Origin of the sequence: Variovorax sp. J22R115 (genome assembly GCF_030317005.1) — a bacterium.
GTDB lineage: Bacteria > Pseudomonadota > Gammaproteobacteria > Burkholderiales > Burkholderiaceae_C > Variovorax.
Genome location: NZ_JASZYM010000012.1, coordinates 96256 through 118072, shown reverse-complemented (window position 1 = coordinate 118072; position 21817 = coordinate 96256). Strand labels below are relative to the sequence as shown.

Below are 21817 nucleotides of genomic sequence, written 5' to 3'. Positions count from 1 at the left end.
AGCAGCGAAAAAGAGCATTGGCCGAAAAAGCGCACGGCGCAGACCATTCAGGTCCTCAACCCAAAACCTCTGGAGCCAATGTGAAGATCGTCGAAATTCGCGAGAAAACCATCCCCATCAGTTCGCCCATCCGCAACGCCTACATCGACTTTAGCAAGATGACGCTGAGCCTCGTCGCCGTGGTCACCGACGTGATCCGCGACGGCAAGCCAGTGATCGGATACGGCTTCAACTCGAACGGTCGCTATGGCCAAGGCAAGCTGATGCGCGAGCGCTTCATTCCGCGTGTCCTGGAAGCCGATCCGGCATCCCTCGTCGATGCCACCGGCGACAACCTCGATCCGCACAAGATCTGGAACACGATGTTCACCAACGAAAAGCCGGGCGGTCATGGTGAACGTTCGGTGGCGATAGGCACGATCGACATGGCGGTCTGGGATGCAGTCGCGAAGATCGAAGGCAAGCCCCTCTTCCAACTGCTCGCGGACCGATACGGCGACGGGAAACCGAACCGCAAGATCTTCGTCTATGCGGCCGGGGGCTACTACTACCCAGGGCAGGACCACAACAAGCTGAAGGACGAGATGCGCAGCTACATCGATCGCGGCTACACCGTCGTCAAGAAGAAGATCGGCGGCGCCTCGCTCGACGAGGACCTGCGCCGGATCGACTCGATCATGGAAGTGCTGCAGGACGGCCAGAAGCTTTGCGTCGATGCCAACGGTCGCTTCGACCTCGAAACCGCGATCGCCTATGCAAAGGCCCTGTCGCAGTACGACCTGTTCTGGTACGAAGAACCGGGCGACCCGCTCGACTTCGAACTCCAGGCAGCCCTGCGCAACTTCTACAAGAACCCGATGGCCACGGGCGAGGATCTCTTCTCGATGCAGGACGCACGCAACCTCATCCGCTACGGCGGGATGCGTCCGGATCGCGACTGGCTGCAGTTCGACTGCGCCTTGAGCTACGGCCTGGTGGAGTACCTGCGCACGCTCGACATGCTCAAGGAGCATGGCTGGTCGGCCAGCCGCTGCATCCCGCACGGCGGGCACCAGATGTCGCTGAACATCGCAGCGGGACTCGGGCTCGGCGGAAACGAGTCCTACCCGGATCTGTTCCAGCCCTTCGGCGGCTTTCCGGATGGCGTGAAGGTCGAGAACAGCTTCGTGACGCTGCCTGACCTGCCCGGTATCGGCTTCGAGGGCAAAGCGGACCTGTACCGCGAGATGCAGGCCCTGTCGGCCTGACGCAGCACCAACCACAACGGAGACAAGACATGAACAGACTTTGGCGCTGCGTCGCCGGCCTGGCCCTGGCCGGATCTGCCGCCCTGGCTTGCGCAGACTTCCCCGACAAGCCGGTCACGCTCGTCGTGCCATTCGCCGCCGGTGGCCCCAGCGACAAGATCGCCCGGGACCTGGCCGAGGCGCTCCGGAAGCCTCTCGGCCAGACGGTGATCGTCGACAACACCGTCGGCGCGGGCGGCACGATCGGCTCGGCCCGAGTTGCAAGGGCCACACCGGACGGCTACACATTGCTGGTGCATCACATCGGCATGGCAACCGCACCAGCGCTGTACCGCAAGCTGAGCTACAAGGTGCCGGACGACTTCGAGACACTGGGTCTGATCAATGAAGCGCCCTCCGTCCTGATTGGCAAACCAGGTCTGGCGGCCGGCAACTTCGCGGAGCTGCGCCAGTGGATCGCGTCGAACGGCGGCAAGGTGAACCTCGCCAACGCGGGAATCGGCTCCGCATCGCACCTGTGCGGCCTGATGTTCCAAAGTGCGTTGAAGACCGACATGACGCCAGTCCCGTACAAGGGCACAGCCCCGGCGATGACCGACCTCATCGGCGGGCAGGTGGACTTGATGTGCGAGCAAGCCACCAACGCGGTGCCGCAGATCGAGGGCAAGAAAGTCAAGGTCTATGGCGGCACCAGTTTGCAGAAGCTCCCGCTTGCAGCGCTCAAGGACACGCCGACGCTGTCGGAATCCGGACTGAAGGACTTCAATGTCCAAGTCTGGCACGGCTTGTACGCCCCCCGCGGCACGCCGCCGGATGTGATCGCCATGCTCAACACTGCGCTGCGTGCCGCGTTGAAGGATCCCGAACTGATCAAGCGCGAGGAGGCGCTTGGCCTCACCGTGGCAAGTGACGACCGGGTCGACCCTGCCGGTCACAGGAAGTTCGTCGAAGCCGAAAAGGCGCGGTGGTCGAAGGTGATCAAGGACGCGGGCGAGTACGCGGATTGAGGGCGTTTGCTGCGGTGAGACGAGAGACGCTGACACCGCTTGTCGATGTTGTGACCGAGCCGCGCGCGGTCGCGGCTGACAAGGCGGCTCGCCAAGCGCTGCAACCATCCGGATCGCCCAATCAATATCCGGAAAACCCAATGAAGAAGATCTTGTTCGCTCTCGCCGCCTCCCTCACCGTCCTCGCCGCCACGGCCCAAGTGGGCAAGGCCGCCTCCGAGGCCACCGACGCGGCCAAGCACAAGATCGACGAAAAGCGAGCGGACAGTGAAGCCAAGAAGAGCGGACCGGTCGGGAAGGCGGTCAACAACGTCAAGTCGGGCTATCACAAGAACCGGTCGCAGAACTCGGCTGACAAGGCCAAGAAGGCCTTGAAAGACGCCGTCTAGCCTCGCAATGGCCTACACGCCGGCTTGGACGTCGGCGCTGTCGTCCGGCCGCGAATGGCGCCACGTCCTGATGCAGTTCAGCAAGGCAGTCGCATCCGCGGGTTTGACGAAGTGATGATTGAAGCCGGCCTCGAATGCAGTCTGCCGGTCCTCTTTCTGCCCATAGCCGGTCAGCGCAATGAGCAACACGTTCTCCGTCTGTTGCATCTGGCGCAGTCGCCGGGCCACCTCGTAGCCATTCAGCAAGGGCAGTCCGATATCGAGGACCACGACTGTCGGGCAGTGCACTGAAGCTGCCTCCAAGGCCTCCTCGCCATCCGAGGCGGTCAGCACGGTATGTCCGTCCGTTTCCAGGACCGTCGCCATCGCATGCGCGGCGTCATGGTTGTCGTCCACGACGAGGATCAGCTGCGCCGGCCCTTCGCCGACGGCCTGCGCCGGTTGCGCCGCCTTGGCCTCCTGGCGGACCAGGGTGATGCAGGGCAAGCGCACCCTGAACTCCGAGCCTTTGTCCTTGCCGAAGCTGATGGCCTCGATGCGCCCGCCATGCATCTCGGTCAACCTCCGCGCCAAGGTCAGCCCGACGCCCAGACCGCCCTGTGAGCGATCGAGTCCACGCTTCCCCTGTGCGAACAGATCGAATATGCGAGGGAGCAGTTCGTCATCGATGCCAATGCCCTGGTCGCTGACCGTCACCACCACCTCGCGATCCTCGATCGTCGACGTCAGGGCGATGTGCGTGCCTTCGGGGCTGTACTTCGATGCGTTGTGAAGCAGGTTGGCAATCACCTGGGTGAGCCTTGCCGCATCGCCGTGCAGCCAGGCGGGTCGTTCCGGGATGTTCACGCTCAGGGTCTGGTGGCGGCTCTTGATCGCCGGCTGGATCGTCTCCACGCTGTGCGCGATGACCTTGTTGAGGTCCATCGACTCGCGCTTCAAGGTGATCTTGCCCTGGCTGATGCGTGTGACGTCCAGCAGTTCCTCGATGAGACGGGTCATCTGCTGGAGTTGCCGGTTCGCGATGTCCAGTGCCCACGACACCTTGGGGTTCGGTGCCGCGACTCTCCGGATCACTTCGACCGCCGTGTGGATGGGCGCCAGAGGGTTGCGCAGTTCGTGGGACATCATGGCAAGGAACTCGTCCTTGCGCTGGTCGGCTTGCTGCAGTTCCTCCTGCGCGGCCTTCCGCTCGGCGATCTCGCGCTGCAGCACCCCGTAGAGCCTCGCGTTCTCGAACGCCGCCGCCGCACGCACCGCAAGCTCTTCGAGCAATGCCTTGTCGGCGCCGGCCTGCTCGACCGGATCATTTCCCGACAGGACCAGCAACGCACCCAACACCCTGCCGCCGAAGATCAAGGGCATCGCGCCCGCCCAACGGATCGGCGGCAGCGATGCCGCACTGCCGGCGAGGCCGAGCGAGCCGGCATCCAATGCACCCAGCCCCCCCGGGGCCAGGGAAACGAAGGATCCCTGTTCGATGGCGTTGCCGAGCGCCGCAGCCAGCAGCCCGTCGAGTGCCCCGTCGATCCTCGAAACGATCGGCCGACCGCCCGATCGCGCTCGCGCGGCCACCACCGCCTTGCACGGCGAGAAGTCCGGGTCCGAAGGCAGCACGACGGAGGCTGCGCCAACCGCGGGCACCAGCATTTCGGCCAACTGGGCCGCCGCGACGTCGATCTCCAGCGACACGCTCAGCGCCCGGCTCGCATGAGCGAGGTACGCCGAGCGCCTGTCACTCTCCTCTGCGACCCGCCGCGCGGCATCGGCGGCCATCATGGCCGCGCGCGCATCGGCCTGGAGCTGGACCTCGCGCTGCATCAGGTAGAGCGACACGAACACGCCGACCTTGCTGCGCAGGATCTCCGGCACCAGCGGCGACAACATGTAGTCGACTGCGCCCAGCGAATAGCCGCGCGCGGTCTGCATCTCGTCGGCGTAGGAGGTGATGAAGATGATGGGCGTGTGGGCGCTGCGGCGATGCTGGCGAATCAGCGCCGCGGTCTCGAAGCCGTCCATGCCCGGCATGTTCACGTCGAGCAGGATGACCGCAAACTCTCGCTGCAGCAGTTCCCTGAGCGCTTCCTCGCCCGAGCGGACCAGCACGAGGTTCTGCCCGAGATCCTCGAGGACGGTCTGGAACACGAGCAACTTCTCGGGCAGGTCGTCCACGATCAGGATGTTGGCGCGGTCGGTCGGCCCGAGCGGGGTCGGGATCGCCGTGCCGGGAAGGCTCACTGGCATAGCCAGCCTCGCAACACCACGAGAAGATAGGCGGTATCCACCGGCTTGGAGAGGTAGTCCCAGGCGCCGGCTTCGATGCACTTCTCGCGATCGCCCTTCATGGCCTTGGCGGTGACCGCCACCAGCGGCAACTGCTTGCCCCGCGGCAGGCGCCGCAGCTCCCGCATGGTTTCCATGCCGTCCATCTCCGGCATCATGATGTCCATGAGGACGATGTCGATCTCGGCATCTTCCTGAACGAGGCGGATCGCATCGCGGCCGTTCTCGGCCGAAACGATCACCATGCCCTGCTGGTCCAGCACGGTCGCCAGCGCGAAGATGTTCCGGATGTCGTCGTCGACGATCAGCACCTTCTTGCCGGCCAGGCTGCCCGAGACATCGTTCACCGCCTCCACCGCGCGGCGCTCAGTCTCCGACATGGCGGCGGTCGGACGGTGCAGGAAGAAGGTGCCAGCCTCGATGAGCTCATCCAGCGTCTCCACGTTCCGCCACGCGCCCTCGCCCTGCCCGTGCCGCCAATCCAGCCCGGGAATTCCGTCGGCCCGCGAATGCGCGGGCACCTGCGGGTCGTAGACGATCACGGGGAGTTGCTGGACAGGCGACCTCTGCTCCAGAGGATCGACGAGATCCAGTCGGGTGAAGCCAGCCACACCGCCGTCGGTGATCAGGCAATCCACGTCGCCCCTGGCGAGTTCTCGCCGCACCTCGTCGGCGCCGTCCGCGCACACCACGTCGACGGCACCGCTGTCGAACGCCATGCGGCAGGCTTCGCGTACCGCCGAATCCCCGGATACGGCCACCAGCAACTTGCGCGATGCGCTATGCACATAGCGGTGCAAGCGGTCCATTGCCGCTTCGACCTCGTCGATCGACTGCAGGGGCTTGGAAAGGAATCCCAGCGCACCCGAACGCAGTGCCCGGGCACGCGAGTCGTCCGTGGAGACCACGCACACCGGCACATGCCGCGTCGCGAGATCGCTCTTGAGCCGCTCCAGGATGCGCCATCCGTCCATGTCCGGCAGGTGGATGTCCAGCGTGATAAGGCTCGGGCGATAGTCACGCGCCAGTGTCAGCGCACCCGCGCCGCTGGGGCTGACCAGGGCCTTGAAGCCGCTGGCACGCGCCGCCTGCATGAGAACCTCGGCGAAGGCCAGGTCGTTCTCGACGATCAGGGCGACGTCGTCGCCAGCCAGCGTCGTGTCACGATCGTCGCCTGCGACGTTCAGAGAGGCCAGGTCGTCCTCCGCTGGAGGAGTGTCGGCAGTCCCTGCAACGGTCGCGATGTCCGGCGAGGCGACGGGCCGCGCATCGACAAGGCGGTTGCGCACCGGCCTGCTCACGACTTCGGCGTCGATGACGCCCGTTCGCACCGAACGCGCGCTGCGCGAAGGGCTGTAGCTCTGGGGCAGGTAGAGCGTGAAGGTGCTCCCCTGCGCCGGCGTGCTGATCAATCGGATCTCGCCACCCAGCAGTCGTGCGAGCTCGCGGCTGATCGCCAGACCCAGCCCGGTGCCGCCGTACTTGCGGGAGGTGGATCCGTCGGCTTGCTGGAACGCCTCGAACACGATCTGCTGCTTGTCGGCGGAAATGCCGATGCCCGTGTCCGAGACCGCGAACGCCAGCACATGGCTGGCCCGGCCGAGTTCCTCGGCGTCGCGCGACCAGCCGGATTCGACCCGCCTGACGGACAGCGAAACCGACCCGCGATGCGTGAACTTGAACGCGTTCGAAAGCAGGTTCTTGATGATCTGCTGCAGCCGCTTGACGTCGGTCACGATCGTCTCCGGCAGCGGCTCTACCACATTGATCTCGAAGTCCACGTGCTTGGACTCGGCCACGTGGCGGAAGCTGCGCTCGACGGAGCGGCGCAGTTCCTCCAGCCGCACTTCGCTCACCTCCACGGCCACCGTGCCCGACTCGATCTTCGACAGGTCCAGGATGTCGTTGATCAGCATCAGCAGGTCGTTGCCGGAAAGATGAATCGTCTTCGCGAACTCGACCTGGCGCGGCGTGAGGTTGCCATCGCCGTTCTTGCACAGCTGGTCCGACAGGATCAGCAGGCTGTTGAGCGGCGTGCGCAACTCGTGCGACATGTTGGCCAAAAATTCGGACTTGTACTTGGAGGTCAACGCGAGTTGTTCGGCCTTCTCTTCCAGCGCCTGGCGGGCCTGCTCGACCTCCTGGTTCTTGCGCTCGACCTCCTGGTTCTGGTGCACCAGCAGGCGGGCCTTCTCCTGCAGCGCCTCGTTGGTCTGCTGCAGCTCCTGCTGCCGGCTCTGGAGTTCTTCCGCGAGCGACTGCGACTGCGTCAACAAGTCCTCCGTTCGCATGTTCGCGGAGATGGTGTTGATGACGATGCCGATCGACTCGGTCAGCTGGTCGAGGAAGGCCTGGTGCGCCGGATTGAATCGTTCGAGCGATGCCAGCTCCAGCACGCCGCGCACTTCGTCCTCGAACACTACCGGCAGCACGATCACATCCATCGCCGCGCCTTCGCTCAGCCCAGTCGCCACCTTGAAGGCGGTGCTCGGCACGTTCGTCAGCAGGATCTTCGACTTCTCGATCGCGCACTGGCCGACCAGTCCCTGCCCGATGTCGATCTCCTTGCCGTGCGAGCTCTGGCCGCCAGACGCATAGCTCGCGAAGAGCTTCAGCTTGGCGGAGCCGCCGCTGTTCGTGAGCACATAGAACTCCGCCTGCTGCGCGCCGACCACCGGCGCCAGTTCGGAAAGGATCAGCTGCCCCACCGTCAGCAGATCCTTCTGCCCCTGCAGCATCCGGCTGAACTTGGCGAGGTTGGTCTTGAGCCAGTCCTGTTCGGTGTTCTTCTGGGTCGTGTCTTTCAGGTTGCGGATCATTTCGTTGATCGTGTCTTTCAGCGCGGCGACTTCCCCTTGCGCCTCGACCGTGATGGACCGCGTCAGGTCGCCCTGCGTCACAGCCGTCGCGACCTCGGCGATGGCGCGCACCTGTGTCGTGAGATTGGCGGCGAGCTGGTTGACGTTCTCGGTCAGGCCCTTCCAGGTGCCGGACGCGCCGGGCACCTTCGCCTGCCCGCCGAGCTTGCCTTCGACACCCACCTCGCGCGCCACCGTCGTGACCTGATCGGCAAAGGTGGCGAGCGTGTCCGTCATGCTGTTGATCGTCTCTGCCAGCGCAGCGATCTCACCCTTGGCTTCCACGGTCAGCTTCTGCTTCAGGTCGCCGTCGGCCACCGCCGTCACCACCTTCGCGATGCCCCGCACCTGGCTCGTCAGGTTGCCGGCCATGAAGTTGACGTTTTCGGTGAGGTCCTTCCAGGTGCCGGACACATCGCGCACCTGGGCCTGTCCACCCAGCCGCCCTTCGGTGCCCACCTCGCGCGCGACGCGGGTCACCTCCGCGGCGAAGGACGACAGCTGGTCCACCATGGTGTTGATGGTGGCCTTCAGCTCCAGGATCTCTCCCTTCACGTCCACCGTGATCTTCTTGGAGAGGTCCCCGGCCGCTACCGCCTTGGTCACGTCCGCGATGTTGCGCACCTGCGAGGTGAGATTGGAGGCCATCAGGTTGACGGAGTCCGTGAGGTCCTTCCACGTGCCGGCAACGCCCTGCACATCGGCCTGCCCGCCCAGGATGCCCTCGGTGCCCACCTCCAGCGCGACGCGGGTCACTTCGGCAGCGAAGGACCGCAACTGATCCACCATCGTGTTGACGGTGTTCTTGAGCTCCGATATCTCGCCTTTCACGTCCACGGTGATCTTCTTCGACAGGTCGCCCGCGGCCACGGCAGTGGTCACCTCCGCGATATTGCGCACCTGCGAGGTCAGATTGCCCGCCATGAAGTTGACCGACTCCGTGAGGTCCTTCCACGTGCCGGCGACGCCTTGCACGTCGGCCTGCCCGCCCAGGATGCCTTCGGTCCCCACCTCGCGTGCGACCCGCGTCACCTCTGCGGCGAACGAACGCAACTGGTCCACCATGGTGTTCACGGTGTTCTTCAGTTCGAGGATCTCGCCCTTCACGTCGACCGTGATCTTCTTGGAAAGGTCACCTGCCGCGACGGCCTTGGTCACGTCGGCGATGTTGCGCACCTGCGAGGTCAGGTTGGACGCCATCGAGTTCACCGATTCGGTGAGGTCTTTCCAGGTCCCGGCCACGCCTTGCACATCGGCCTGGCCGCCGAGCTTGCCCTCCGTGCCCACCTCGCGCGCGACGCGCGTCACTTCGGCAGCGAAGGACGACAGCTGGTCCACCATGGTGTTGATCGTGTTGGTCAGCTCCAGGATCTCGCCCTTGGTATCGACCGAGATCTTCTTGGAAAGGTCACCCGCCGCCACGGCCTTGGTCACGTCCGCGATGTTGCGCACCTGGCTGGTGAGGTTGCCCGCCATGAAGTTGACGGATTCCGTGAGGTCCTTCCAGGTGCCGGCCACGCCCTGCACGTCGGCCTGCCCGCCGAGCTTGCCTTCGGTGCCCACCTCGCGGGCCACGCGCGTGACTTCGGCCGCGAAGGAGCGCAGCTGGTCCACCATCGTGTTGATGGTGGCCTTGAGTTCGAGGATCTCGCCCTTCACGTCGACGGTGATCTTCTTCGAGAGATCACCCGCCGCCACGGCCTTGGTCACGTCGGCGATGTTGCGGACCTGGCTTGTCAGGTTGCCAGCCATGGAATTCACCGAATCCGTCAGATCCTTCCAGGTGCCCGCCACGCCTTGCACGTCGGCCTGCCCACCCAGCTTGCCCTCTGTGCCGACCTCTCGCGCCACCCGCGTGACTTCGGCCGCGAACGAGCGCAACTGGTCGACCAGCGTGTTGACGGTGTTCTTCAACTCCAGGATTTCACCCTTGCCGTCCACCGTGATCTTCTTGGACAGGTCGCCGGCGGCCACCGCCTTGGTCACGTCGGCGATGTTGCGCACCTGGCTGGTGAGATTGCCCGCCATGGAGTTCACGGAATCCGTGAGGTCCTTCCAGGTGCCCGACACGCCCTCGACACGCGCCTGCCCGCCGAGCGAACCTTCGGTGCCAACTTCACGCGCCACGCGAGTGACCTCGGAGGCGAACGAACGCAACTGGTCGACCATCGTGTTGATGGTGTTCTTCAGCGTCAGGAACTCGCCCTTCACGTCGACGTCGATCTTCTTGGAGAGGTCGCCCTTGGCGACGGCCGTCGTGACGTCGGCGATGTTGCGCACCTGGTCGGTCAGGTTGCCGGCCATGGAATTCACCGAGTCCGTCAGGTCCTTCCAGGTGCCGGCCACGCCCTTGACCTTGGCCTGCCCGCCCAGCTTGCCTTCCGTGCCCACCTCGCGCGCCACACGCGTGACTTCGGCCGAGAAGTTGCCGAGCTGCTCGACCATCTTGTTGATCGTCCTGGCGGTGCGCAGGAACTCGCCTTCGAGTTCGCGGCCTTCGACCTCGAGCGCCATGCTCTTGGACAGGTCGCCCTGCGCTACGGCGCCGATGACCCGCGCGACCTCGCTGGTCGGATGCACCAGGTCGTCGATGAGGGAATTGACGCAGGCGATCGACTCACCCCAGAAACCACGCGCCTCGTGCATCACCGCCCGCTGCTTGAGCTTGCCCTCCTTGCCGACGACTTGCCGCAGACGCGTCAGCTCCGAAGCCAGCATGGCGTTCTGCTCGACCAGGCCGTTGAAGGTGTCCGCGACTTTCCCGGAGAGGCCGTCCCAATGCGCAGGAAGCCGAACCTTGGGATCTCCCTTGCGCAGCCGGGTCATCGCATCGAGCAAAACCACCATGTGCTGCACGGTGTCCGAGGGGGAAACCTGGTCGATGACGTTCATGAATGCCTCGATGGAAACGCGCGTTGAATGGAACGCAATGAGGCCTTTGCGGGGTTACGCGCCCCCTCCTTCGCAGTCCGAGCCCCCTGCGGCGAAAGATCGTATTCCGGCCTATGGAGTTCACCCCCAGGCGACTTGTCGGAGCCCGGCACTTTGATGCGTAGGCGGGGGACTACAGATTGAAAACAAAGGGCCTAAAGAGCGCTCTGCCCCCTACCATCTGCGACCATGAAACTGCTCCTCGGCCTCTATTCGGCGGTCCATGCGTTCATGGCCGCCCTCTTCGCCTTGGCGGCGCTCATGCTGATCGTGATCGCCGCGCGCGTGGCCTGGACGGCGTTCGCCGGCGGGCTCGACGCCTCCGCGGCCGAATCCATCATCGAGGCCATGGGGCTGCTGGCGGCGGCGGTAGTCGCCTTGCAGATCTCCCAGACCATCGCGGAAGAGGAGGTCATCCGCGATGCGCACATCAGCGCCCCCACTCGCGTGCGCAGATTCCTCTCGCGCTTCATGGTCGTGATCGTCGTGGCGGTCGCGGTCGAAGCGCTGGTTGCGACGTTCAAGGCGCGTGAAGCGCCTTCGCTCCTCCTCTACGCGGCCGCGACGTTGTGCTCCGTCGGGGTGATCCTGGCCGGATGGGGCATCTTCGTGCGGCTCAACCGCTACGCGGAAGAACTGGAGCCCGAGGCCATGGCCGAAGCCAAGCAGGAAGACGCCAAGCTGAAGTAGCGGGAGCCGCGGCGAGGCGCACCTGTTCGATGCGGCCGGCGGGCAGCGGCTCAATTGATCGGCTCGCCGGGGAGCGCGAGACTGCGGTTCACCCGCCTCTGAGCGCCGTCATCAACTCCGGCAGGCTCAGGGGCTTCAGCAGATGGTGGTCGAAACCCGCCGCCGCGATCCGTTCCTTGTAGCCCTGCTGGCCCCAACCCGTCAGCGCGATGAGCATCATCTGCGCGCCGCCGGGTTCGGCTCGAAGATGCCGTGCCAGGTCGCAGCCGTCCATGCCGGGCATGCCGACGTCGAGCACGGCGATGTCGATGTCGTTCGACCTCGCGAGCTGCAGCGCTTCCTCCCCGCCGTACGCGACCAGGGTGGCGGCGCCCATCGTTCCCAGCAGTTCGGCCAGGCTATCGGCCGCATCGCGGTTGTCGTCGACGACGAGCACCACGCCTTCGATCGAAGGCGCCCACCCGTCCTGCGACGCGATCGCGCGCGGCCTGGCCGGCGAAGTCGTCTTCGCCAAGGGGAGGCGCACGGTGAAGGTCGCGCCCTCGCCCAGGCCCTCGCTGGCCGCCTCCACGCTCCCGCCGTGCAGCTCGACCAGGCTCTTCACCAGGGTGAGGCCGATGCCGAGCCCGCCCTGCGCCGCCTTCGACGTTCCGCTCACCTGCACGAACATGTCGAAGATGGACTTGAGCATGTCCGGCGACAGGCCCGTGCCCGTGTCGCCCACCTCGACCACCGCATGCCGGTCGAGCTGGCGTGCGACGACCGTGATGCGCCCGCCCGATGGCGTGTACTTGGCCGCGTTGTTCAGCAAATTCGAGAACACCTGGGTCAGGCGCACCGCGTCACCGCGCATGACGAGCGGTTCGCCGCCCAGCTCGACGGACAGCGTGTGGCCGGCCCGTTCGACCAGCGGCCGGCTCAGCTCGATCGCGTCGTCGATCACCGCGTCGAGCAGCACGGGGCGCACCTGCAGCTCGATCTTTCCGCGCGTGATGCGCGAAACCTCCATCAGGTCGTTCACCAGGCGGACCATGTGCTCGACCTGGCGGCCCATCAACTCGTAGTACTTGACGGACTCCTCCGCCGACGGCTTCTTGCGCGCCAGCAGCGACAAGGCAGTGCTCAAGGGCGCCAGCGGGTTGCGAAGCTCGTGCGCCAGCGTGGCAAGAAACTCGGTCTTGCGCTGGTCGGCGTCGCGCAAGCTGTCCAGCAGCCTGCGCAACTCATACTGCCGGCGGCGCGAGCGCAAGGCGGTGCGCACCGCGCTCACCAGGGACGCCACACGCATCGGTCGCTCGATGACGGTGACGTTCGCGAACTCATCCATCACGTCCGCGATGGCCCGCGAGTCCGCCCCCTGTCGCGCCAGCACGATCACGGGCAAGTCGGACCATGGCCCCTGCGAAGCCAGCGCGACTTTCAGCTCCGCCATGGCCGGCCCGGCGATCACTTCCTCAGCCAGCATGACGGCACCGGCACCGACAGACATCTCGCGCAACAGGTCAGCCATGTCGGCGCAGATGGCCGGGTCGAACTGGGCGCGCTGCAGCACGGCGCTCGCCATCATGGCGTCCCTCGAAGTCGCCGTCCGCAGCAGGATGCGGTACTCCAGCTCGGAAGGCACCTCGCTCACGATGGCGAACGAACCCCGTCGATCGGTACCGGGATCCCCGTGAGAATGCCGCGGAAATTGCGCAGCGGCGCCCCGACCTTCACGCCCTCGGAGGTCAGCGAAAACGCGCGGATCGTGCGCTCATGTGCGCCCCCGCGCTTCTTGAGCACCGAGATCGCCTGCCGCACCTCGCCTTCGAACTCGTAGTAGCGCAGCAGCACCACCGCATCGGCCAGGTAGCTCGCATCGACCGGCGTCTGCATCTGCATGCCGATCAGCCCGTGCTGCGCTCCGACCAGCATGGTGGCGACTCCGTTCTGCCCGAGATAGGTCAGCAGCTCATGCAGCTGCGCGATGAGAAAGCGCTCGTCCGGCATGGCGTTGAGATAGCCGTTGAGGCTGTCGATCACGATCACCGTCGCGCCGTGCTCCTCGACGGCGGAGCGTATCTCGTGGACGAACTCGCCCGGCGACAGCTCCGCAGGATCGACCTGACGCACACGGATGTGCCCCGAATCCATGTGCGGCCCGATGTCCATCCCCATCCCTTCGCAACGCGTGCGCAGCGTGTTGATGCTCTCGTCGAAGATGAACAGGGCCGCGCATTCGCCGCGCCGGGCGGCCGCGATGGCGAATTGCACCGAGACACTGGACTTGCCGGTGCCGGGCGCACCCACGAAAAGCGTGCTGGTGCCCTTTTCCAGACCGCCGCCGAGAAGTTCGTCGAGCGCAGGCAGGTCACTGGGAATGCGCGTCTGCAGCAATGTTGTGGTGTGCTCCGCCGCGACGAGCCGGGGAAACACCTGCAGGCCACCACGAGCGATCTTGTAGTCGTGGAACCCGCCACGGAATTCCTTCCCGCGGTATTTGGTGACCACGAGCCGCCGCCGCGCCGCGCCATAGTCAGGGTTCAGTTGCTCCAGCCGGATGACGGCGTGCGCGATGCTCTGCACCTGAAGATCCTGCTCCGTCGCGGTGAGGTCGTCGAGCAGCAACACCGTGCACAGACGACCGGTGAAAAACTGCTTGAGCGCGAGGATCTGCCGCCGGTAGCGCAAGGAGCCGGCCGCCAGCAGTCGCAGTTCCGACAGCGAGTCGAACACCACTCTCGTTGGCTTGATGACGTCGACGTCCGCGAGGATGCGCAGCGTGGTCTCGCTCAGTTCGACTTCGGAGGGGTGGAACATCGTGTACTGCTCGTCCGGCTCGAGCGCGTCCTGCGGCGGCAGCATCTCGCGCACCTCGATGCCCCGCATGTCCCAGCCATGCGAGCGGGCCACGCCGTCGAGCTCGGCCTTGGTCTCCGACAGCGTGACGTACAGCACCGCCTCGCCGCGCGCGGCGCCTTCGCGCAGGAACTGAATCGCGACGGTGGTCTTGCCTGCGCCGGGCGCACCTTCCAGCAGATAGAGACGGTGCGGCGTCAACCCGCCGCCGAGGATGTCGTCCAGACCGGGAACGCCCATCTTCAACAAGGCGTGCGACTCTGCGTTGCAGGTCGTCGACCCGTCCCCGGCGCGTTGTTCGACCTTTGCGACGACTTGAGCATTGGGGGGCATGGATACCTCATGGACGGCGAACAATAGCTGCCCCGAGGATAGACGGCAATTCCGTCGGCTCGGTCGGTCTGGTGCCCATCCGGCTGTAGGTTCCAGCCGTGTCGGGAGGGGGGCGTCTCAGCCCCAGGATTCCGGCTCAGGTCACTGGGGATAGCTGGCAAACACCGTGTCGCGGGCGTTGCGTCCGATGAGGATGACCTGGTACGACTCCTTGCGGTCGCCGTACTCCATGCCGGGCGAACCGACCGGCATGCCCGGGACAGCCAGCCCCACGGCATTCGGCTTCAAAGCCAGCAGGCGCTTAACCTCCGCCGCAGGCACGTGTCCTTCGAGCGCGTAGCCCTCGACGACGCCCGTGTGGCAGCCGGCCAGGCGGTTCGGCACGCCCAGGCGCTTGCGCAGGGGTCCGGTGTCGTCGGTTTCGGTCACCGACACCGCGAAGCCAGCCGCCTTGAGGTGGTCGACCCACGCCGTGCAGCACCCGCAACTGGGATTCTTGTAGACCTGAACCTGCGTCGCCGCGCGAGCCGTCAGGGACTGGGCCAGCGGCACCGCGGCCAGCAAGCCAAGGAGGGAGCGTCGTTTCATGGGCCGTCCTGTGGTGAGATCGCGGTGCTATTGAAGGAGCGGTTCGAGCCCGGGCGCCTGGTCGATCTCGGCAGGCTTGTAGAGCTTGTGCTGCGCCGCAGGGCCGACGGCGTCGGTGACCACCGCAAGCCGCCACGGATCTCCCCGCTTGGCACAAGAGCGCTCGTCGCTTGTGAGCTGAAAACTGGCCATTCCAGGAGCGGTTCCCTTCACCGCGAGCTTGAGCAAGGTGTTGCCCTTCTTGTCCGACACCTCGATGTCATAGCCGAGCTTCTGATTCGCGACGTTCTCGGCCTTGTATCCGTAGCCCGCGAAGTGACGCGTGACGTAGTCCATCGCGGCCGCCTGCACGTCTTCCGGGGACAGTTGGCCGGATGGGCCCGCTTGTGCCACAACGGGGATATTGCCCCGCGCCCGTGCGGCTTCGATCTCTTCTTCCGTCGGCAGCCAGCCGCGGGGACCGCGAACCAGGATCGCCATCTTCTGATCGGCATCCCATGTGGCAATGTGCCATTCCTCGTCGTCCGGCACTCGCGTCGACACCCTGGCAGCCCTGTCGGTCTCCATGTCGGCAATGGCAACGCGGTTCGTCTGCAGTACGGCCCTCACCCCCTGCCCCGCGTCCAGCGCGCGCTTGAGCAGTTGGAGTCGATCCTTGGCACGCTGGATTTGCAGGGCGCTCCGGTCGCCGCCGCCGATGCGGTGATGCGTATCCAGGGATTCGAGACAGAACCAGCGCCCGCCGGCTCCGATGCTGACGAACTCCGCCCAGATGGTGGCGATGATGTTGTCGCCCGTGGCGAGCCAGGCTTGCTCGGACGCTTTTTCGCGGGCCTCGAACACGCCCATCTTGGCAATGATCTCGACGGGGGTTCGCTTCTCGCCGAGCAGGCGCTTTTCATTGATGATCGCAAGGACTGCGGGGACGACTTCTTTGTCCATTCGGAAGGATTCAGGGGTGAGTTGTGACCACTTCGAGTATGCCGCGAAGCGCATCGGGGCCTTCGGCGGAATCGCAACAATGTTCTTGGCGGGCAAGCTCAGATCGGCGACAGGCCCGGTCCGTAGCGATCCAGCTTGAGGGCTTTCATCAGCGCCACGAAGCGCGGCTCGGCGCGCAGGCTCGTCCAATGCGGATCGTCCTTGAGAAAAACCATCCGTGTCTCCCGCAACCTGAAGCCCTGCTCCAGTGCCGCGAGGGCCGGCTCCACTTCACCCAATGCCGCATGCAACGATGCAATGGTGGTCGGGGCGACGTGGCGCTCTCTGGATTCGGTCAACAGTTGCCGCTGTATCGATCGAACCTCTTCCATCTCTCCGAGGCGCGCCAGTTGCACTCCGAGCACTGACCGGGGCCGGGTCGTGCCGTCGGCCAACGCCACGGCGCGTCGGATGGCGGCGATGCCTTGTTCCGGGCGCTGTGCAGCCAGGTGTAGCAAGCCCGCAGCGAGATGGGTCAGCCAAAGATCGGGCGAAATGTCCAGCGAACGGTTCAGGCGCATGCGCGCTGCTTCCAACTGCCCGTCGGCGCAGAGAAGGCCCGCCTCCAGCGTGTTGTAGACCGGGGACATCGGGTCGAGCGAGCGCGCTGCTCGCAAGTGGACGAATCCGTCGGCGAGGCGGCCTTGGCTCAGGAGCAGCAGTGCCAGACCCCAATGCGCGGTCGCAGTATTGGGATTGAGGGTCAGCGCGCGCCGAAATGCCTGTTCGGCGCCGGGCCAATCGAAGTCGAACCAGAAGCGGCTGAAGCCCAGGCCGGCATGGGCCTCCGCCAAATTCGGGACCAACTGCAGCGCTCGCCGCAACGCAGCATCGGCGGGCTCGAACACCTCGGAGGCCAAACCATCGGAGTTCCACAACTTGCGCCGATGGACCTGGGACAGCTCCACCCAGGCCATCGCATAGGAGGGATCGATGCTAATGGCCTGGTTGAGCAGCGCCAGGCCCTTCTCGACCTCTCGAGCCCGTCCTCCCTGCGCCCGCCATCGGGCCGCCAGGTAGAGTTGATAGGCATCCTTGTCGCGCGTGCCGCCGATGTCGAGAGGTCTCGGAGGGGTACCCAGTCCCGCATGCAGCACGGGCAACAGAGCCTGCATCACCCTGTTCGAGATTTGGTCCTGAACGTCGAAGACGTTGGTGAACTTCTCGTCGAAGCTCCCGCTCCATGCGGCCACGCCGTCGAACGCATGCAGCAGCCGGGCAGTGGTGCGTAACCACTCGCCGCGCCGCTGCAGCGAGCCGTCGACGATCCAGCTCACCTCGAGCTCCCTTGCGGCGCGCACCGGGTCTTGCATGGGACCTGCATACTGCCGCACCGAACCGGTCGACCGCACGACCAGGCCCGGCACAGTGGAAAGCCTGGAGATCAAGCTGTCGGCCATGCCGAGTTCAAGCAACTCATCCCGGCCTTCTGCCGCGAGCGGCTTGAAAGGCAGCACCGCGAGCGTGGCGGTCGAGCGGGCAACCCGCAGCGGATGGCGCGAGGCCCACCAGCCCGCTCCGCCGAGTGCAACGGCCGCACCCGCGCCGAGAGTAAGGAGCAATGGGCGGCGGTGCCACGTATCCGCAGGCGCCGGATCGGGAGACGCCGCGGTACTCTCGTTCGGAGCGATCTCCCTTGGCAGCGCGACGGGCCTCGTCACAGGTGCAACGAAACGGAATCCGTGCCGCGGCACGGTCTGGATGAAGCGGCGGCCTTGAGCGTCGTCACCCAAGGCCCGCCGCAAGCCCGCCACCACCTGGCTGAGATTGTTCTCCTCGACGACCAGTCCTGGCCAGAGCGACTGCAACAGGACTTCCTTGGAGAGCAGGTCGCCCGGATGCTCCACAAAGAAGAGGAGCGCACTGAACAGGCGCGGCGTGAGTTCGACCGACGTGCCATCGCCGCGCAGCACCCGCCGCTGAGCCGGCTGCAGTACGAACCCGCCGAACTCGTAGGCGTCTGGGTCGGTCATGGCCGAATTTCAGGCTTTTTCAGGAATCTTTCAAGCTTGCTGAATGACGGTCGCGCCGAATGCCGCCATGGTGAAGGCACCCCATCCAACTCCTGGAGTCCCTCATGGCCAAGTCTCAAGCGCTCTACACATTCACGCTTGTCAGCGCATCGGTCGCGACAACCATGCTGATGATCCAGGCCTGCGGCGGCGGCGGAGGTGGCTTCGGCAACGCCTTTGCAGCGGGCGAAACGATCGTCGCGCCAGACCCGATCGTCGGCGTGTGGGACTCGACGGCGACCGGCAAGGACTGCAACACCGGCGCAGCGTTGGCCAGCTTCAAGGGATTCGGAATGTTCAACGCAGGCGGCACGGCCTCGTTCGACAACTCCCGCCCTCCGACCTCGCAGGGCTCTGCATTCGGAACCTGGAAGCGCGAGTCCGGAAGCGACTACACCTTGACGCTTGTGTTCATGCGATTCAACCCGGACGGCACGCTCGCCGGCACGCAGAAGGCCAAGGTCACCCGAACCTTGTCCGCGGACGGCAACAGCTACACGGGCACGATCGCGGGACAGATCATCGACGCAGCCGGCAACGTGACCGCGTCGTACTGCGCAACGGATTCGGGTTCGCGCGTGACCTGGTAGAACCCGCGCTCGAGACGGCCTCGCTCCTCGTGACGCTGAGTTGCATCCGAGCTGACCGCCCGGGCCTGCCGGGTCACTGCCCGGCGAAGCGCAGCCCCAGCAGCAACAGCACGGCCGCGGCCAGCAGCACGGTCGTGCACTGCCAGAAGAGCACAGGATGCCGTTCGATCAGGGGCGGCAGCCTCGGACGAAGGAACTCCTGCCCCGGTACTCGGAGGTCGTGCACGAACTCGGACACCGCTTCCTGCCGCTTGACCGGGTCCGGGTGCAACGCCTTCTGCAGCACGGCATCGACCCACTCGGGCAGGTCGGGCCGGAAGTGGCGCACCGGCACGTAGCGCAGGCGATGCGTGTCTGCGCTGGACCGGACCCGCGAGACATGCAGGCCGTACGGCAACTGCTTCGTGAGCATCTGGTAGGCCATGACCGCCAGCGAGAACAGATCCGATCGTGCGCTGCCACCATGACCGGCGAAGTACTCCGGCGCGGTGTACTGCAAGGTGCCCTCGATGGCGAGTGCACGGCTCTCGCGCGCGCCGTCGACCAGACCCGCCACATGCGTCGATGCGAGATCGATGATCTTGACGGTGCCGGTGCGGTCGATCATCACGTTCTCGGGGCGGATGTCCTGGTGCAGCATCTCCTTGCCGTGAAGCGCCTGCAGCCCCTTGGCCAACTGCTCGACGATGCTGCGCACGCTGTCCAGCGCAGGCGCGGGATGGTCGACCATCCATTGCGCCAGCGTCTGGCCGTCGATGTATTCCATCGCGACGTACAGGTGGCCGCGCGCCCGGTCGATCGGGCTGGCCTTGAGCACGTGGATGCTGTCGACTCGCCGCGCCACCCATTCTTCGAGAACGAAGCGGTCCAGGTAGTCCGGGTCGTCGCGCAAGTCGACCGAAGGCAGCTTCAGCACCACCTGCTGCCCGGTCGCCTCGTCGACGGCCAGGTGCACATGGCTGCGCGAGCTGACGTGCAGTTCGCGGACGAGCGCGAAGCCCTCGAAGCTGGCCCGCGGCGCCAGCGGTGGGGGAATTGCCAGGCCCTCGCGCTGCAGCTGCAATTGCGCCACGTCCGCCGCTGGGAGTTGATCGATGCGCAGGAGCTGGACGGTGCTGTCGTCGTCGCCGCCCTTCGCATGCGCTGCAGCCGCCAGCAGGCGGGCGGCCTCATCGAAGTCATCGCCGCATCGGGCAAGCGCATGGTGCACCGCTTCGGCGTCGAGATGCGCGTAGGCGCCGTCGGTGGCCAGCACGTAGACCTCGCCGACTTCCGCCTCCCAGCAGCGGTAGTCGATCTCCACATGAGGGCCCGCTCCCAGCGCGCGCCCCAGGTACGACTCGGCCGATGACAGATGAATGCGGTGGTCTTCCGTCAGTTGTTCCAGGGCGTTGGGGTGCAGGCGAAGGATTCGCGCATCGCCGACATGCAGCAGATGCACATCCCGGCCCTTGAGGATCAGCGCGCTGAAGGTGCACACGTAGCCGCTGTCCTTGTCGAAGCGCGCGTCGCTGCGCATCGTCTCGGCGTGCAGCCACGAGTTCGTGGCGCTCAGCACCCGCTGGGCCGAGCGGCGCACCGACCAGGCATCGGAGGTTGCGTAATAGTCGTCGAGAAAGCCGCGCACCGCCGCGGCGCTCGCCACCTGGCTCACGCGGCTGGAGCCGATCCCGTCGGCGAGCGCGACCGCGATGCCCTTGGAGTTTCGCAGCGACCCCTCCGGCAGCATGGCGCCGTGGAAGTCCTGGTTGACCGAACCGGGCCCGGCCAGCGAATGCTGGCCGAGGGTCACGCGCAAGGCTTTTTGCAAGCTGCCGCTCAGCTCAGGGCGCGCTTGGGCGCCGTCTTGTAGTGGGTCGAGTACAGCGTCAAGCCGACGAAGGTCAAGCCGCCGACCAGGTTCCCCAGCACCGTCGGGATCTCGTTCCAGATCAAGTAGTCCATCAGGGTGAACTTGCCGCCCAGCAGCAAGCCGGTGGGGAACAGGAACATGTTGACAATCGAATGCTCGAAGCCCATGTAGAAGAAGATCATCACGGGCATCCACATGCCGATGGCCTTGCCGGACACCGTGGTGGACATCATCGCGGCGACCACGCCGGTGGACACCATCCAGTTGCACATCACGCCACGGATGAACAGCGTCAGCATGCCGGCGGCGCCGTGAGCGGCATAGCCCAGCGTCCGGCCTTCGCCGATATGACCGAGCTTCTCGCCGACCGCATTGGGAGCTTCGCTGAACCCGAAGGTGAAGATGACCGCCATGAACACCGCGACCGTCAGCGCGCCCGCGAAGTTGCCGACGAACACCAGCCCCCAGTTGCGGAAGCAGCCGCGCCAGGTGGCACCGGGGCGCTTGTCCAGCACGGCCAGCGGCACGAGCGTGAAGACGCCGGTCAGCAGGTCGAAGCCCATCAGGTACAGCATGATGAAGCCCACCGGGAAGAGCATCGCGCCGACCAGCGCATTGCCCGTGTTGACGCTGACGGTGACGGCGAAGGCCGCCGCCAGCGCCAGGATGGCACCGGCCATATAGGAGCGAATCAGCGTGTCGCGCGTGGACATCAGGAGCTTGGATTCGCCGGCGTCGACCATCTTGGTGACGAACTCGGCGGGAGCTAGGTAGGCCATGGGATTCCTTGGGGACTTGAAAGAGAAGAAGAAGAAGAAGAAGAAGAAGGAGAAGGAGAAGCAGTGAAGCCGTCGAAGGCCTGGCGAGGATCAGGCGAGCGCGACGAGCACGCGGCCCTCGTGCAAACGCACGGCATGCGCCCGCACGGAGTGCTCGGGCGCTTCCAGGCATTCGCCGTTGCGCAGGTCGAAGTGGTTCTTGTAGAGCGGCGAGGCGACGACGATCCGGTCGCCCATGCTGCCGACCAGTCCGCGCGAGAGCACGCTGGCCTGCGCCCTGGGGTCCACGTTGTCGATGGCGTAGAGCTCCTGATCCTGGCCGACGCGGAAGATGGCGACATGCACGCCGTCGACGAGGGCGCATACGCCGGTGTTCGGCAGGATGTCGCTGGCGGCGCAGACCGCCGTCCAATGAAGAGTTTCTGTGGTCATCTGGAATGTC

15 protein-coding genes are annotated in these 21817 nt (G+C 65.5%); 5 read left to right on the top strand and 10 right to left on the bottom strand.

Annotation, left to right across the window (positions count from 1 at the left end; all coding sequences use genetic code 11):
- Positions 1-80 precede the first annotated feature (80 nt).
- The 3 genes from QTI04_RS21515 (at position 81) to QTI04_RS21505 (ending at position 2643) form a co-directional block, all read left to right on the top strand.
- Positions 81-1247, top strand: a complete 1167-nt coding sequence (locus QTI04_RS21515; RefSeq protein WP_286598226.1) for a mandelate racemase/muconate lactonizing enzyme family protein — start codon at positions 81-83, stop codon at positions 1245-1247.
- Positions 1248-1276: 29 nt separating this feature from the next.
- Entirely contained in the window at positions 1277-2254 is a 978-nt protein-coding gene (locus tag QTI04_RS21510; RefSeq protein WP_286617519.1) for a tripartite tricarboxylate transporter substrate-binding protein, read from the top strand.
- A gap of 140 nt (positions 2255-2394) precedes the next feature.
- The gene (locus tag QTI04_RS21505) at positions 2395-2643 is read left to right on the top strand and encodes a hypothetical protein (protein WP_286617517.1); all 249 of its coding nucleotides are present in this window, start codon (positions 2395-2397) and stop codon (positions 2641-2643) included.
- Between the two features lie 12 nt (positions 2644-2655).
- Here the strand turns inward: QTI04_RS21505 and QTI04_RS21500 are convergent, their stop codons facing one another.
- The gene (locus QTI04_RS21500; RefSeq protein WP_286617516.1) at positions 2656-4884 is read right to left on the bottom strand and encodes a response regulator; all 2229 of its coding nucleotides are present in this window, start codon (positions 4882-4884) and stop codon (positions 2656-2658) included.
- Positions 4875-10673 (bottom strand): HAMP domain-containing protein, encoded by a 5799-nt coding sequence (locus tag QTI04_RS21495; protein ID WP_286617514.1) that lies wholly within the window; start codon positions 10671-10673, stop codon positions 4875-4877. Before QTI04_RS21495 ends, QTI04_RS21500 begins: the two co-directional genes overlap by 10 nt.
- Positions 10674-10901: 228 nt before the next feature.
- Between QTI04_RS21495 and QTI04_RS21490 the strand changes: the two genes are divergently transcribed.
- Positions 10902-11402, top strand: coding sequence for a hypothetical protein (locus QTI04_RS21490; protein ID WP_286617513.1), 501 nt, complete (start codon positions 10902-10904; stop codon positions 11400-11402).
- Positions 11403-11490: 88 nt separating this feature from the next.
- Here QTI04_RS21490 and QTI04_RS21485 read toward each other — a convergent pair whose 3' ends face one another.
- The 5 genes from QTI04_RS21485 to QTI04_RS21465 form a co-directional block, all read right to left on the bottom strand.
- Positions 11491-13035 carry an ATP-binding protein gene (locus QTI04_RS21485; RefSeq protein WP_286617511.1) on the bottom strand — a complete coding sequence of 515 codons (1545 nt, stop codon included), beginning with the start codon at positions 13033-13035 and terminating at the stop codon, positions 11491-11493.
- Positions 13032-14480 carry an ATPase domain-containing protein gene (locus tag QTI04_RS21480; RefSeq protein ID WP_286599250.1) on the bottom strand — a complete coding sequence of 483 codons (1449 nt, stop codon included), beginning with the start codon at positions 14478-14480 and terminating at the stop codon, positions 13032-13034. The genes QTI04_RS21485 and QTI04_RS21480 overlap by 4 nt, the downstream gene beginning before the upstream one ends.
- A 234-nt stretch (positions 14481-14714) precedes the next feature.
- Complete coding sequence (locus QTI04_RS21475; protein ID WP_286598218.1) at positions 14715-15161, bottom strand: DUF411 domain-containing protein; 447 nt, start codon at positions 15159-15161, stop codon at positions 14715-14717.
- Positions 15162-15188: 27 nt separating this feature from the next.
- Entirely contained in the window at positions 15189-16103 is a 915-nt protein-coding gene (locus tag QTI04_RS21470; protein WP_286617510.1) for a DUF3883 domain-containing protein, read from the bottom strand.
- 98 nt (positions 16104-16201) lie between these two features.
- On the bottom strand, positions 16202-18115 hold the full coding sequence (locus QTI04_RS21465) for a winged helix-turn-helix domain-containing protein (protein ID WP_286617508.1): 1914 nt from the start codon (positions 18113-18115) through the stop codon (positions 16202-16204).
- A gap of 104 nt (positions 18116-18219) precedes the next feature.
- On the opposite strand from QTI04_RS21465, the gene QTI04_RS21460 reads away from it, so the two are divergent.
- Positions 18220-18744 carry a hypothetical protein gene (locus QTI04_RS21460; protein ID WP_286598215.1) on the top strand — a complete coding sequence of 175 codons (525 nt, stop codon included), beginning with the start codon at positions 18220-18222 and terminating at the stop codon, positions 18742-18744.
- Between the two features lie 73 nt (positions 18745-18817).
- Here QTI04_RS21460 and QTI04_RS21455 read toward each other — a convergent pair whose 3' ends face one another.
- From QTI04_RS21455 to nirD, 3 genes are all read right to left on the bottom strand, one after another.
- The gene (locus tag QTI04_RS21455) at positions 18818-20554 is read right to left on the bottom strand and encodes a bifunctional protein-serine/threonine kinase/phosphatase (protein ID WP_286617506.1); all 1737 of its coding nucleotides are present in this window, start codon (positions 20552-20554) and stop codon (positions 18818-18820) included.
- Between the two features lie 8 nt (positions 20555-20562).
- Positions 20563-21375, bottom strand: a complete 813-nt coding sequence (locus QTI04_RS21450) for a formate/nitrite transporter family protein (protein WP_286598213.1) — start codon at positions 21373-21375, stop codon at positions 20563-20565.
- 90 nt (positions 21376-21465) lie between these two features.
- On the bottom strand, positions 21466-21807 hold the full coding sequence (nirD, locus tag QTI04_RS21445) for a nitrite reductase small subunit NirD (RefSeq protein ID WP_286598211.1): 342 nt from the start codon (positions 21805-21807) through the stop codon (positions 21466-21468).
- Between the last annotated feature and the right edge of the window lie 10 nt (positions 21808-21817).

What these genes read in the sequence shown, in the direction of transcription:
- QTI04_RS21510 (WP_286617519.1), top strand. Translation starts at nt 1,277, where the DNA reads ATGAACAGACTTTGGCGCTGCGTCGCCGGCCTGGCCCTGGCCGGATCT.
- QTI04_RS21505 (WP_286617517.1), top strand. Translation starts at nt 2,395, where the DNA reads ATGAAGAAGATCTTGTTCGCTCTCGCCGCCTCCCTCACCGTCCTCGCC.
- QTI04_RS21500 (WP_286617516.1), bottom strand. Translation starts at nt 4,884, where the DNA reads ATGCCAGTGAGCCTTCCCGGCACGGCGATCCCGACCCCGCTCGGGCCG.
- QTI04_RS21495 (WP_286617514.1), bottom strand. Translation starts at nt 10,673, where the DNA reads ATGAACGTCATCGACCAGGTTTCCCCCTCGGACACCGTGCAGCACATG.
- QTI04_RS21490 (WP_286617513.1), top strand. Translation starts at nt 10,902, where the DNA reads ATGAAACTGCTCCTCGGCCTCTATTCGGCGGTCCATGCGTTCATGGCC.
- QTI04_RS21480 (WP_286599250.1), bottom strand. Translation starts at nt 14,480, where the DNA reads ATGGGCGTTCCCGGTCTGGACGACATCCTCGGCGGCGGGTTGACGCCG.
- QTI04_RS21475 (WP_286598218.1), bottom strand. Translation starts at nt 15,161, where the DNA reads ATGAAACGACGCTCCCTCCTTGGCTTGCTGGCCGCGGTGCCGCTGGCC.
- QTI04_RS21470 (WP_286617510.1), bottom strand. Translation starts at nt 16,103, where the DNA reads ATGGACAAAGAAGTCGTCCCCGCAGTCCTTGCGATCATCAATGAAAAG.
- QTI04_RS21465 (WP_286617508.1), bottom strand. Translation starts at nt 18,115, where the DNA reads ATGACCGACCCAGACGCCTACGAGTTCGGCGGGTTCGTACTGCAGCCG.
- QTI04_RS21460 (WP_286598215.1), top strand. Translation starts at nt 18,220, where the DNA reads ATGGCCAAGTCTCAAGCGCTCTACACATTCACGCTTGTCAGCGCATCG.
- QTI04_RS21450 (WP_286598213.1), bottom strand. Translation starts at nt 21,375, where the DNA reads ATGGCCTACCTAGCTCCCGCCGAGTTCGTCACCAAGATGGTCGACGCC.
- nirD (WP_286598211.1), bottom strand. Translation starts at nt 21,807, where the DNA reads ATGACCACAGAAACTCTTCATTGGACGGCGGTCTGCGCCGCCAGCGAC.